Origin of the sequence: Paenibacillus fonticola DSM 21315 (assembly GCF_000381905.1) — a bacterium.
GTDB classification, from domain to species: domain Bacteria; phylum Bacillota; class Bacilli; order Paenibacillales; family Paenibacillaceae; genus Fontibacillus; species Fontibacillus fonticola.
Genome location: NZ_KB907283.1, coordinates 14,338 through 27,776 on the forward strand (window position 1 = coordinate 14,338; position 13,439 = coordinate 27,776).

A 13,439-nucleotide genomic window follows, 5' to 3' on the forward strand; every position below is an offset into this window, starting at 1 on the left:
GAGTTAGGAGTGCTAACGGACCTACGTTCCGCTATTACTCCTAAAAACCTGTTTATTGCAGTCCATTTGGTCGAATAACGGAACCAGTGTCCGTACGCATAGCGAAACAGGCCTATTTTCAACAAATAGCGGATCTGCAGTCCGTTAGCGGGTAACCAGTCCCACGAGTTCAGCCAATTAACTCCATCAACTCCATCAATTTCATCACTTTCGTCAATTCACCCACACAGTTCGTTCACAAAGTTCAGTCTCACAGCTCACTCTCACGGTTCACCCACACAGTTCGTTCACACAGTTCAGTCTCACAGCTCACTCTCACGGTTCACCCACACAGTTCGTTCACACAGCTCACTCTCACGGTTCACCCACACAGTTCGTTCACACAGTTCACTCGCACAGCTCACTCTCACGGTTCACTCACACAGTTCAGTCACACAGCTCACTCTCACGGTTCACTCACACAGTTCACTCACACAGTTCGTTCACAAAGTTCAGTCTCACAGCTCACTCACACAGCTCACTCACACGGTTCACTCACACAGTTCACTCACACAGTTCAGTCTCACAGCTCACTCTCACGGTTCACCCACACAGTTCGTTCACACAGCTCACTCACACAGCTCACTCACACAAATTCAGTCAGCCTCACAATGCACTTTCATCAATTCAGTCACATCAATCACTCTCATCACTGTCACCAATTCTACTAACCCAAACGGCTCACTGCAGATCAAGCGGTTGACAAGGAAGTCAGTTTTTACTGACTGTCTGGACAGCTCTTTGCCCTTTAGGTGGGGGGGATAAGCTAGCGGAGTCTTCCGCTCACAATATAATTCCGTAAATCCCGTACCACCCCTGCTCGGATCATCGCGCCGGCAATGACAAAGGACACCGGTCCGACGATCAATCCAAGCACCCCGAACAACTGAAGTCCAGCGAACATGGAAATCAGTATGGATAATGGCTCAAGTCCTACACTCGTTGCGAGCACCTTGGGTTCAATCAGCTGCCTGGCCACAAGGATAACCCCGTACAGGATCGACAATCCGATTCCTAAAGAGAAATCCCCACTCATATACGCATAAATAAGCCAGGGTACCATTATGGTACCGACCCCCAAATAAGGCAGAAGATCGACGAAACCGATCAGAAGCGCGTAGGTGAATGCCGACTCGACCCGAAGAAGCAGCAGCCCAATCAGAACGATGATTGCGGTAATCGAAATCATAATAAATTGGGCCAGCAAATACCCGAACAAAGCTTTTTGCAGATCTAGCCAAACTTGCCGGGCTGATTGCCGGAACGGTCCGGGGATGAAGCGGGCGAGATAAGCGATATTTTTGTCCCAGTTTTTACTCATAAAAAAAGCGGCAAGAAAAATGACGATCAAAATAATAGCGAAGCTTGGCAGGGAGGCCAAAACATTTATAACTCCGCTCAGAAAGCTGGTAATCATGCGGGATAACGCAGAGCTGACGTTTAAGGCGGCAGAGTTTATATTTTTATTGATCGTATTCGAATAATCGGGATGGGTCGCAATAAAGCGATTGATCTCATTCATCATATTTTGGAACCCTTCATTTTGGCTCCATTCCAAAATGATGTTTTTCCACTCCTCTATTCTAAGGTCGAGAGATTCCGTGACATGGATCAATTCTTTTACTAACCGGGTCATCGCCGCGGTGAAGATGATGACGGCACTGCCGATATATACTAACAGCGCTAAAGTAGCGGCTAACCAGCGAGGCAGGCGAAGGCTGACCAGCCAGTCCACAAAAGGGTTCATAACATAGGCAATAAGCCAGGCGATGAGAAAAGGGTACAGTAACGGAATCAGCCAGCGGAAAGCGGCCGCAAGCAGAATCAGCAAGGAGCATACCCAGGTGCCGCGCAGCAGTCGCTTTACGACTACGTTATCCATCGCCTTTCCTCCCCTCAATGAATAGCTTGAATCAAACCTTCCAGCTGAAGGAGGAGATTCAGACCATTCTAGTACAAGTCTTATAAATATTTTATTGTGGCTGTTTTCCGGGTATGACGTAAAATAAGAAATTTTATTTCAAAGTGATAAAAATCATTGCAATCTGCAATCGTTTACAAAAAAACTTTATCACAACTATAAAACATTTTGATAATCAGGTTTACTAATAGAATATTCCCTTGCTCCCCGAAATCCAGTATGATGATTTAGGGGGTATTTTGAGCGGCTTCATAATTATTCGGGCATTCTAGAACCCTATTTCCCAAATTTTAATCTTTAAAATTGTAAATGTTTTCATTGATTAGTTTGATCATAATTTCGTAACAAAGGAGAGATATACTATGACAGCTACTAAAGGCCTTGAAGGTATTGTGGCGGCTACTTCCTCGATTAGCTCCATTCATGACGGCGTGCTCGCGTATCGCGGCATTAACATTGACGATTTGGCAGAGCGTGCTAGTTATGAAGAGACCGCTTATTTACTTTGGTATGGCAAATTGCCTACGAGAACGCAAATGCAGATGCTAGAGCAGCAATTCAGTGACAATGCAGCGGTACCGCAAGCGGTATTGGAGCAAATGAAGCTGTACCCAAATGATGCCAATACGATGGCTGTACTGCGGACCGCCGTGTCGGCTCTTGCATTGTATGATGAGAGTGCAGACGACAACTCCCGAGAGAGCAATCAATTGAAGGCGATCAAGCTGCAGGCTCAGATTCCTACCCTTATTGCCGCTTATGCCCGCATCCGGGACGGCAAGGAACCTATCGCTCCGCTGAAGGGCGTGTCGCTCTCATACAATTTCCTTTACATGCTGTCTGGCGAGCAGCCGGATGAAGTCGCCGTGCGCGCTTTGGATCAGGCTCTGGTGCTGCACGCGGATCATGAGTTGAACGCTTCTACTTTTTCAGCTCGCGTTACGATTGCTACCTTATCTGATATTTATTCCGGTATCACTTCTGCAATTGGCACCTTGAAGGGGCCTTTGCATGGCGGAGCGAACGAAGCGGTTATGCGTATGCTCAGCGAAATCGGCACTTTGGATCAAGCCGAGTCATACATTCAGAAGAAGCTGCAAAATCGGGAGAAAATTATGGGCTTCGGCCACCGCGTTTACAAAAATGGCGATCCCCGCGCCAAGCATTTGCAGAAAATGTCGCGCGAGCTTAGCGTTCTGAAAGGCGATTCGACATTATACGATATTTCGGTTAAAGTAGAAGAGCTTGTCACCGGACAAAAGGGATTGAAGCCTAACGTGGACTTCTATTCCGCGTCTGTCTATACGTTGCTTGGCATTCCTAGCGACTTGTTTACCCCGATTTTTGCCATCAGCCGTCTTTCAGGCTGGACTGCCCATATTTTGGAGCAGCTTGATGACAACCGGATCATACGTCCGCGCGCGGACTACACTGGTCCGACGAATCAGCGGTATATCCCAATCGATATGAGATAATATAATACAGCTTTCAGGCTTATAATTTAAGTAACCGGTCTTCAATCTGTGATAGAATGGAGACCGGACAAGTATATTAATTCAAACGAGGAGGAAACCATCAACATGTTGAAATTGGAAAAATTTGATTTGCCAACAGAAGGGCAAAAGATTGAAATTCAGAACGGCAAGCTTCAGGTGCCTAACAACCCCGTCATTCCTTTCATCGAAGGAGATGGCACGGGCCGTGATATTTGGAAAGCTTCTAAACGTGTACTGGACGCTGCAGTAGAGAAAGCTTATGGCGGCGACAAAAAGATTGCCTGGTATGAAGTGTTCGCAGGTGAGAAGGCCTACAATACATACGGAGAGTGGCTGCCAGCCGATACGCTGACTGCGATCCGCGAGTATATCGTAGCGATTAAAGGGCCGCTTACGACGCCGATCGGCGGCGGAATCCGTTCCTTGAACGTGGCTCTTCGCCAGGAGCTCGATTTGTACGTCTGCTTGCGCCCTGTCCGTTATTTCGACGGCGTTCCGTCTCCGGTTAAACGCCCGGATTTGGTTGACATGGTTATCTTCCGTGAAAATACAGAAGATATTTATGCTGGTATAGAATATCAAGAAGGTTCAGAAGAAGTGAAGAAAGTCATCTCGTTCCTGCAAAATGAAATGGGCGTAAGCAAAATCCGCTTCCCTGAAACGTCTGGTATCGGAATTAAGCCGGTATCCTCGGAAGGATCGAAGCGTCTTGTTCGCGCTGCGGTTGAGTATGCAATCAATCACGGCCGCAAGAGCGTAACGCTTGTGCATAAAGGCAACATCATGAAGTTCACGGAAGGCGCCTTCAAGAACTGGGGCTACGAAGTGGCGGAAGAGGAATTCGGCGATAAGGTGTTCACATGGGCACAATACGACCGGATCAAAGAAGAGTCCGGAACGGAAGCTGCCAATAAAGCGCAGCAAGAAGCTCAGGATAGCGGCAAAATCATTATCAAGGATGCAATTGCCGACATCGCTCTGCAGCAAGTGTTGACCCGTCCGACCGATTTCGATGTCATCGCGACGTTGAACTTGAACGGCGATTATCTTTCTGACGCGCTTGCAGCTCAAGTAGGGGGCATCGGTATTGCACCGGGAGCCAACATTAACTACGTTACCGGCCATGCTATTTTCGAAGCGACGCACGGTACGGCTCCTAAATATGCGGATCTGGACGTAGTGAACCCTGGTTCCGTCATTTTATCCGGCGTAATGCTGCTTGAGCATTTGGGCTGGCAGGAAGCGGCTGACCTTATCTATAAAGGGCTTGAAACATCCATTAACAATAAGACTGTTACTTATGACTTTGCACGTCTGATGGAAGGCGCAACAGAGGTTAAATGCTCTGAGTTCGCGAACGAAGTAATCAAAAACATGTAAGAACAGGAGGTTTTGATTCCGTGGCGATTAGTCGTAAGAAAATTACCGTTATCGGTGCCGGATTTACCGGTGCGACAACCGCGCTCATGCTGGCACAGAAAGAACTTGGCGATGTCGTCCTGCTCGATATTCCCCAATTGGAGAATCCGACAAAAGGTAAGGCGCTAGACATGCTGGAAGCAAGTCCGGTGCAAGGTTTTGACAGCAACATTGTAGGCACATCCTCCTACGAAGATGCTGCGGATTCCGATATTGTCATCATTACGGCGGGAATCGCCCGTAAGCCGGGAATGAGCCGGGACGATCTTGTTAACACGAATGCAGGTATCGTGCGCTCTGTGTGCGAGAACGTGAAGAAATATTGCCCGAACTCAACCGTCCTTGTTTTAAGCAATCCAGTTGATGCTATGACTTATGCAGCATATCAAGCGCTCGGCTTCCCTAAAAATCGCGTTATCGGTCAATCCGGAGTTCTCGATACGGCCCGTTACTGTACGTTTATCGCGCAAGAGCTTAACGTATCCGTCGAAGACGTTCGCGGCTTCGTGCTTGGCGGGCATGGCGATGATATGGTTCCGCTTGTGCGTTATTCCAGCGTTGGCGGAATTCCAATCGAGACTCTAATTTCTAAAGAGCGCATTGACGCGATCGTGCAGCGCACCCGTGTGGGCGGTGGAGAAATCGTTAATTTGCTTGGGAACGGAAGCGCATACTATGCACCGGCGGCTTCCCTTGTGCAAATGACAGAAGCGATATTGAAAGATAAAAAACGCATTCTTCCCGTAATCGCGCTCCTTGAAGGCGAGTATGGCTATAATAACCTGTTCATGGGTGTTCCGGTCATTTTGGGCGGAAACGGAATCGAGAAAGTATTTGAACTGGAATTGACCGCAGAAGAGAAGGCGGCGCTGGATAAGTCAGCGGACTCTGTGCGTAATGTTATCGCTGTAGTTCAAGGATAACTTTTTAAATAGTGTCCCTTTTGAAACGATAGATGAGCAAACCTTTCCTTGGAGAAGGTTTGCTTTTCTTTTACCGGGGCAAGTATAGTAAAAAATGACCGCTGCTTCATATGCGGTCTGCTTACCGTGAAAACACGGCGATAGACGTTGTTCTTCTAATTGGAGACAGCTATAATAGATCTTATGTAGTAATAAATCTAATTGACAAATGGAAGGCGGTTGCGGTATGTCAAGCTTCATGTATTTTCTTCACATCATTGGTGCTCTATCCCTCGGATTTTACTTGGTTCTGCCATTCGTATTCGGCGCAATTCGTAAATTGTCTTTGGCGGCTCAGGAAGGAATGCTCTCTGCGATTAAGACGTTAAATCGCTATGCCCAATTCGGTTTAATTATTCAATTGCTGACCGGAGGTTATTTGGTCGGAAAAGGCGGTTATTCCGTACCGTGGATGATTGTGGTCGTTGTCTTGTTCCTGGCCATTGGTGCGCTTGGCGGAATTATGGCTAAGCCTTTGAAGCTGGCCTTGAGCAGTATTCAGAACAACAATAGCATCGCCGCAGAAACGGGGAAGCTCCGAACTCTAAGTGCTTTACTTTCCGTCAGCGTTTTGCTTATTTCATTTTTGATGGTATTCTCGAAAATAATTTAACACTGCTTAATGAAAACCTCCGGTCTGGATTTATCCAGTCCGGAGGTTTTTTTGATATAGATCGCGAATTATTTAGAATGGAGAAATATCAGGAGCTATTATCACTTTGAATATCGTCCAAGTGCGCAAATATCATCTTGATTGTGTCCAGTGCCAGCTGCTTCTCTTTTGCAGACCGGTGTATCATGATTTGATTAATTTGGTTCAGAAAGTGGTCGTCATTGATTTCAATTGAATCGTGGAGCAAGTAATCGACGGTTACGCCTAATTGGTTTGCAAGTTTGACAAGAGTTTCTAAAGACAAGCTCCTTTCTCCCCGTTCAATTTGACCTATATATGCATCGGAAACTTCAATCTTCTCAGCAAGCTTTTCCTGGGTCAAATGCATTTTGTGACGTTCTTGACGCAGCCTTTTGCCCAATGATCTATAGTCCATAACACCCCTCCTATAATTAACCATAGTGAGTATGAGAGGTAAAGATAATATACTATTAGTTTTGTTTGTATTTACTCCAAGTGTTAAATGGGTTAAAATGTAATCAATGATTATTTTTTTCTTAATTTCCATTCAGTATTTTATTATGGCCATTTATAAGGAGAGAAATCATGTCCGCTCAACCTATTCTTGTATCCGTAATAATTGCGGTGCAGAACGAAGGAATTGATTTACAGACAACGCTGGAATCCATGAAGGTGTCTCAAGTCAGCTTTCAATATGAAGTCATCATTGTTGACGAGGGATCTGTGGACGGCTGTTGTGATTTTTTGATGAATTTCAAATTTGATAAGCCGCTCCGCAAGCTGAAGGGACAAAGCGGCGTATCTTCCCGGCAGTTGGGCGCCTCCTATGCCCTCGGAAGCTATATTATTTTTTGCAGTCCGCGGCTTTATTTTGAAGATGGGTGGATGGAAGCGCTGCTTGAGCCGATTCAGCAGGGGAAAGCGGATTGCTCTACACCTTGCTTTACAGCGCAGGGCCGGCTGGAGAACTTATCCCGCTGCGAACTGCAGGGCGATGGGTTATTGGCATCGATTTATAATTTTCCATCGGTGACAGAGCAGGGCGAAATTCCTTGGCTTTCCTCGGATTGCTTCGCGGTCAGCGCCCAAACCCTCAAGGAGCTGGGGGGGATCGAGAGCGGATTTTACACGAAAGAAATAGAAACCGCGGAGTTTTCTTTAAGAGCCTGGCTGCTTGGCCGGGTATGTTATTTTGTGCCCCAGATTTGTTTGACGCTTGTGTTTAGACACAACTATCCCCCTGACTCACGAGCGGCCTATTGGGGCTACGATATGATCACTTTGGCCTGTATGCATTTTACGAGAGAAGTCAGCAATAGAATTCGCAATATAGTTTTGGAGAGTGAACGGGAGCATGCTGCCGTCAACCTCATCCGCGAAGATATTACAGAAGCCAGGGAAAAGTACCTGGAGCAGCGAAAATATGGGGAGGAATGGTTTGCAAACCGGTTCGGCATTCAGCTGTAGTTGACTTCATGCGGCTTCATTTGTGCTTATTTCTTGTTTAAGCCTTCGCTCGTTGTGGTAAATTTCCAATGACTGTACCCTGCCAAATGAATGTTTATGTTTATGTTCTGCAAGACATCAGCATAAGCAGAGCGTCAGGGGTTATTCTAACAGGGTAAGGAAAACAATGACTAGACGAGGAAGGAGAATGCAAACATGTCAGGAAGTGGAGCAACCAAGCAGACCATGCCTGCACAGCACCAAAATCAGCAGCCCGGAATCGAAGAGGATATGACTCCGCGCCCTAAGTATGAAGGCGCCTATAAAGCAGCAGGCAAATTACAGGGTAAAGTCGCGCTAATTACTGGCGGCGATAGCGGTATCGGCCGTGCTGTAGCGATTGCTTACGCTAAAGAAGGAGCAGACGTAGCTATCGTATATCTAAATGAAAATGAGGATGCGAGGAAGACACAGCGTGAGGTAGAGCAGGAGGGACGCAAGTGCTTGCTTATTGCCGGTGACTTGGGGGATGAAGTGTTCGCGCAGCAGGCTGTTCAGCAAACCATCGACCATCTTGGCGCGTTGGATATACTGATCAATAACGCAGCCGAGCAGCATCCGCAGCAGGACATTACTGATATTACGGCCCAGCAGCTAGAAAAGACGTTCCGGACGAACATTTTTGCCATGTTTTATGTGACCCAGGCCGCAATGCCGCATTTGAAAAAGGGGAGCGCAATTATCAACACAGCCTCAATTACGGCATATCGGGGGAATCCGCAGCTGATCGACTATTCGGCAACGAAAGGGGCGATCGTGAGCTTTACACGGGCACTGTCGATGAACATCGTCGGCAAGAAAGGCATTCGCGTAAATGCTGTAGCCCCGGGGCCGATCTGGACGCCTCTCATTCCATCAACTTTCGATAAGGAGCAGGTGGCGAAGTTCGGAGGAGACACACCGATGCAGCGCCCGGGTCAGCCGGAGGAATTGGCGCCTGCTTATGTATATTTAGGCTGCGATGATTCGTCATATATGAGCGGACAAGTGCTGCACATCAACGGCGGGCAGATCGTGAATGGATAGACCGCTAGGCGCTCTACAACTTTTCCTGGAGAGCGGTAGGAAGGAATAAATCACTCTCATCGCTCTAAGGGTGGCAGCTGCATTGAGCAGCTGCACAATTCCCTTAGAGCGACTTTTTACTCATCAATATGCGGGGGAGCTGAATGGGATGCGCCTTGCTCGGATAGCTCATCCAGCGTCATTTCGAAGCTTTGGGCCAAATGCTGCAGGAAATAATCAACCTCCGGGAGGTTAAGACATTTCAGCTTCTCCAGCAGCTGATTTTTGGCAACGGCAAATTCCCGATTGCCTGATGTTAGCTCCCAGGCGCATTTCAGATAAGCGTCGAGACTGTCGGCCGCTTTGACATATTGAAGCAGCCGTTTATCTTCATCACGCATGTTGGAATGGCTGCCCGGGGATAGCAGCGGCCCATAAGCATTTTGCAGTTCTGGAGGAACCATGGACAGCAGGCGTTCGGCGGCTATGGCCTCCATCTCGCGAAAGCTGGACAATAAGCGGGGATTATGATGCTTCACAGGGGTCGGGATATCGCCGGTGAACACTTCGGTTGCATCGTGAAACAGGGCGAGGGTCGCTCCGCGGCCTGAATCGAGGGTGCGCCCATACAAGCTGTTGCCGATTTCACAGAGCAGATGGGTAAGTAAGGCTACATGGAACGAATGCTCCGCTACATTCTCGGCGGCCGTGCTGCGCATCAGGCTCCAGCGCTTAATAGAACGAAGACGGTACATATAGGCAGAAAAATGATAATTCATTTGTAAGCTACCTCTCCTCTTGGCGGGTAAATTTGAACAAAATATGTCAACCTGTAACTATGTTTATGTTATTATAAGACTAATGAACAGGTTAATCCATCAGTAGATTCACGGTAATTTTATGTCAGACAGTTACTCGAAGACAAGAGAGGGGATCTTGGATTATGCGGCAGTTTGAACAAAGTGTATATGAACTTATTGTAGAGACTTCTACCAATCTCCCTGGAGATGTGCGGCGAGCGGTTAAACGAGGAACACTTGCGGAGAATGAAAATACTAGAGCAGGGCTCGCCCTGTCGACAATTACGACAAATATTAAAATGGCGGAGCAGCATATATCGCCTATTTGTCAGGATACAGGCATGCCTACTTTTATTGTCCGCACACCTGTAGGCGCTAATCAGATCGAAATGAAACGAGAAATTTTCTCAGCGATTCAAAGAGCGACCAAAGAAGGTAAGCTTCGACCCAACTCTGTCGATTCGTTGACGGGCGAGAACAGCGGGGATAATTTAGGCATCGGCACCCCTGTCGTGCATTTTGAGCAATGGGAGGAGAACTATGTAGATCTCCGGTTAATTTTGAAAGGCGGCGGCTGTGAAAATAAAAATATTCAGTACAGCCTGCCGGCTGAACTCGAAGGTCTGGGCCGTGCGGGGCGCGATTTGGATGGTATCCGCAAATGCATTATGCATTCGGTTTATCAGGCTCAGGGCCAAGGCTGCAGCGCCGGATTTATCGGCGTAGGAATAGGGGGAGACCGCACTACGGGTTATGAGCTGGCCAAGCAGCAGCTGTTCCGTACGGTTGACGATGTGAACCCGGTTGCGGAGCTGGAGCAACTGGAGAAATATATTATGGATAATGCCAATAAGCTCGGGATTGGGACGATGGGCTTCGGCGGGGAAGTGACGCTGCTTGGCTGTAAGATTGGAGCAGCCCATCGCCTGCCAGCCAGCTTCTTCGTATCCGTCGCGTACAATTGCTGGGCGTTCAGACGCCAAGGTGTGGCGATCGATGCGGCGAACGGTGAAATTTTGAATTGGCTGTATGAGCGGGGCTCTGATGTAAAGATGGAAGATAGGGAATCGGCAAGCGCTGTTGCAGCTGAACAAACGGCATCTTCGCCCCAACGTGAAGTGGTGCTGCACACTCCGATTACGGAAGAGCAAATCCGCAATTTGCGGGTGGGAGACGTGGTCGTCATTAAAGGGGAAATGCATACAGGGCGCGATGCCCTCCATAAGTATTTGATGGATCATGATGCTCCCGTTGATTTGAACGGTGCGGTCATTTATCACTGTGGTCCAGTCATGCTGAAGGATGAGGACGGCTGGCACGTCAAAGCTGCCGGACCTACGACAAGCATTCGCGAGGAGCCTTACCAGGGCGATATCATTAAGAAATTCGGTATTCGCGCCGTAATCGGCAAGGGCGGAATGGGCAAGAAAACGCTAGCTGCGCTTAAGGAACACGGTGGTGTCTATTTAAATGCGATCGGCGGAGCGGCCCAATATTATGCGGAGTGTATTAAGAAGGTTAACGGTGTGGATTTTATGGAATTCGGCATTCCCGAAGCGATGTGGCATTTGGAAGTGGACGGCTTCGCAGCCATTGTAACGATGGATTCGCATGGGGAAAGCCTGCATGAAGATGTTGAGAAGTCGTCTCTGGAAAAATTGGCTGCGTTTAAAGAGCCGGTATTTAAATAACGATGAAGACGTTTCGGACGAGGCTAACACTCATATTGATGAGCTTGATCGGTATTTCCATGCTTGCCGCCGGGCTGTCCATGGTCTGGGTGGTCAAGGACTCTCATATCCGGGCGCTGGAGGAAAATTTGGTTCGGGAAATAAATATTTTGGAGTATACATTCCCGTTTCAGCCCCTGGATAACAACTTGCAAGCGATGGAATATTATACCCGGGAAGCGAAGGAATTGGAGAAGCGCATTAACTCGCGGGTGACTTTTATTGATTTGAATGGGCAAGTGATTGGCGATTCAGAGAAAAATGCTTCAGACATGGACAATCATCTGGACCGGGAGGAGATTCTAACCTCCTCAGAGGGACGGTTCGGCAGCACAATCCGATATAGTGAAACGCTGGGCGAGGATATGCTCTATGTCGCTCATAAAGTTTACTCTGATCATGGTTTCGAGGGGTATATCCGATTATCTATGAGTCTTAGCGCCATTGGGGAAGGGCTGAACAAGGGCTGGACCTTCATGGCTGGCGGTCTTATTGTTCTGTTCCTTGCTGCCGCGCTGCTAAGCTACCGGATTGCAAAAGGGCTGACGAAGCCGCTGGAGCATATTACGCGCGTTGCCAACCGAATTTCCAGGCTGGATTACGACGCCCGTGTCAAGCTGCAGCGGAAGGATGAGATCGGACAGCTTGGGCTAGCGATCAACGGCATGGCAGACAGCTTGCAGCAGCAGCTTAAGTGGATCCGGGATAACGAGGATCTGATGCAGAGCGTATTAGCGAACATGACCGGCGGTATACTGATGGTCGACCGGGAAGGGCAAATTGCCCTTGTCAATCGGGAAGCGGAGCGGATTTTGCATATGCAGGGCGATCAGCTTCTTGGCAAGCCTTATCATGTGCTGAAACGGAACTATGACTTTATGAAGTTCGTCGAGGAAGGTACGCTGCATAAGGAATACTTACAAGACGAGCGTAATGTTTACGATCCGGAGGAGAGAACGCTCAATTTTGACGGTGTGCCGATGAGCGGGGATGACGGAAGCTACCGTGGGATGCTGTTTTTATTACAGGATGTGACCGATATACGACGGCTAGAAAGAATGCGCAGTGAATTCGTTGCCAACGTCTCTCATGAGCTCAAGACCCCAATAGCGGCAGTTAGAGGCTTTGCCGAGACACTGCTGGCCGGGGGGGTCAAAGATCAGGACACAATGCGTTCCTTCCTGCAAATTATTTATGATGAATCGGATCGGCTTAACCGGCTAATTGGGGACATTCTGGAATTGTCCAAAATTGAATCTAAGCGTATTCCGCTCGAATATGCTCCGATACATCTTAAAGAATTACTGGACAGTGTAAAGGAAGTTCTGCTTCCGGCGGCGAACAAAAAGTCCATTGCGATGCAGCTGGATATTCCTGAACATCTGTTCCTCGAAGGCGATGAAGACCGGCTTCGCCAAATATTCATGAATCTGATTTCAAATGCGATCAGCTATACACTGGAAGGCGGCAAAGTGAAGGTATCGGCAGAAGTGGTGAACGAGGGCGGGGAACATGAAACAATCCGATTCTCGGTTAGCGATACGGGGATCGGTATCCCCAAGAAGGATTTGCCGCGGATATTCGAACGCTTCTATCGAGTGGATAAGGCGCGATCGCGCGGATCAGGGGGGACAGGGCTCGGCTTGTCGATCGTTAAGCATTTGGTCGATTTGCACCGGGGAACGATTGGGGTAGTAAGCAAAGTCGGTGAAGGAACGACGTTCATCCTGGAGCTTCCGCTGATGCATCCTCCGCTGGATTAACATCGCGCTTAATAAACGGAATTAAATTCAGGCTAATGTGAAAATTGCTGAAAATTTTACACCGCGTTAACAATGCCATGATATGCTGGGCTTGTCTACTTAAAGTGCATGTTCAAAAATTCATTTTTGAATAAGCCCTTGGAGTCTGATTCGTCAACATCCAT

Annotated in this window: 11 protein-coding genes; 8 read left to right on the forward strand and 3 right to left on the reverse strand. The window is 48.0% G+C overall.

Going from position 1 to position 13,439, the window contains the following annotated elements; all coding sequences use genetic code 11:
- Positions 1-805 precede the first annotated feature (805 nt).
- The gene (gene ytvI, locus G358_RS0126640) at positions 806-1,921 is read right to left on the reverse strand and encodes a sporulation integral membrane protein YtvI (RefSeq protein WP_019640319.1); all 1,116 of its coding nucleotides are present in this window, start codon (positions 1,919-1,921) and stop codon (positions 806-808) included.
- 401 nt (positions 1,922-2,322) lie between these two features.
- On the opposite strand from ytvI, the gene citZ reads away from it, so the two are divergent.
- The 4 genes from citZ to G358_RS0126660 all read left to right on the forward strand — a co-directional run bounded on the left by citZ (position 2,323) and on the right by G358_RS0126660 (position 6,450).
- Positions 2,323-3,435, forward strand: coding sequence for a citrate synthase (gene citZ / locus G358_RS0126645; protein WP_019640320.1), 1,113 nt, complete (start codon positions 2,323-2,325; stop codon positions 3,433-3,435).
- Between the two features lie 105 nt (positions 3,436-3,540).
- A complete protein-coding gene (gene icd / locus G358_RS0126650) occupies positions 3,541-4,836 on the forward strand; it encodes an NADP-dependent isocitrate dehydrogenase (protein WP_019640321.1) in 1,296 nt (431 codons plus the stop codon).
- Between the two features lie 20 nt (positions 4,837-4,856).
- Entirely contained in the window at positions 4,857-5,798 is a 942-nt protein-coding gene (gene mdh, locus G358_RS0126655; protein ID WP_019640322.1) for a malate dehydrogenase, read from the forward strand.
- A gap of 226 nt (positions 5,799-6,024) precedes the next feature.
- Positions 6,025-6,450 (forward strand): hypothetical protein, encoded by a 426-nt coding sequence (locus tag G358_RS0126660; protein ID WP_019640323.1) that lies wholly within the window; start codon positions 6,025-6,027, stop codon positions 6,448-6,450.
- A gap of 88 nt (positions 6,451-6,538) precedes the next feature.
- Here G358_RS0126660 and G358_RS0126665 read toward each other — a convergent pair whose 3' ends face one another.
- Positions 6,539-6,886, reverse strand: a complete 348-nt coding sequence (locus tag G358_RS0126665) for a helix-turn-helix domain-containing protein (RefSeq protein ID WP_019640324.1) — start codon at positions 6,884-6,886, stop codon at positions 6,539-6,541.
- A gap of 170 nt (positions 6,887-7,056) precedes the next feature.
- Here G358_RS0126665 and G358_RS31965 point away from each other — a divergent pair, with 170 nt between their 5' ends.
- Complete coding sequence (locus tag G358_RS31965) at positions 7,057-7,938, forward strand: glycosyltransferase family 2 protein (RefSeq protein WP_019640325.1); 882 nt, start codon at positions 7,057-7,059, stop codon at positions 7,936-7,938.
- Positions 7,939-8,133: 195 nt separating this feature from the next.
- Positions 8,134-9,003, forward strand: a complete 870-nt coding sequence (locus tag G358_RS0126675; RefSeq protein WP_019640326.1) for an SDR family oxidoreductase — start codon at positions 8,134-8,136, stop codon at positions 9,001-9,003.
- Between the two features lie 116 nt (positions 9,004-9,119).
- On the opposite strand, the gene yfbR is transcribed toward G358_RS0126675, so the two are convergent.
- Entirely contained in the window at positions 9,120-9,761 is a 642-nt protein-coding gene (yfbR, locus tag G358_RS0126680; RefSeq protein ID WP_019640327.1) for a 5'-deoxynucleotidase, read from the reverse strand.
- A gap of 164 nt (positions 9,762-9,925) precedes the next feature.
- Here yfbR and G358_RS0126685 point away from each other — a divergent pair, with 164 nt between their 5' ends.
- Both G358_RS0126685 and pnpS read left to right on the forward strand, forming a co-directional pair.
- Complete coding sequence (locus G358_RS0126685) at positions 9,926-11,473, forward strand: fumarate hydratase (protein ID WP_019640328.1); 1,548 nt, start codon at positions 9,926-9,928, stop codon at positions 11,471-11,473.
- 2 nt (positions 11,474-11,475) lie between these two features.
- Complete coding sequence (pnpS, locus tag G358_RS0126690) at positions 11,476-13,275, forward strand: two-component system histidine kinase PnpS (RefSeq protein ID WP_026342492.1); 1,800 nt, start codon at positions 11,476-11,478, stop codon at positions 13,273-13,275.
- The last annotated feature ends 164 nt before the right edge of the window (positions 13,276-13,439 follow it).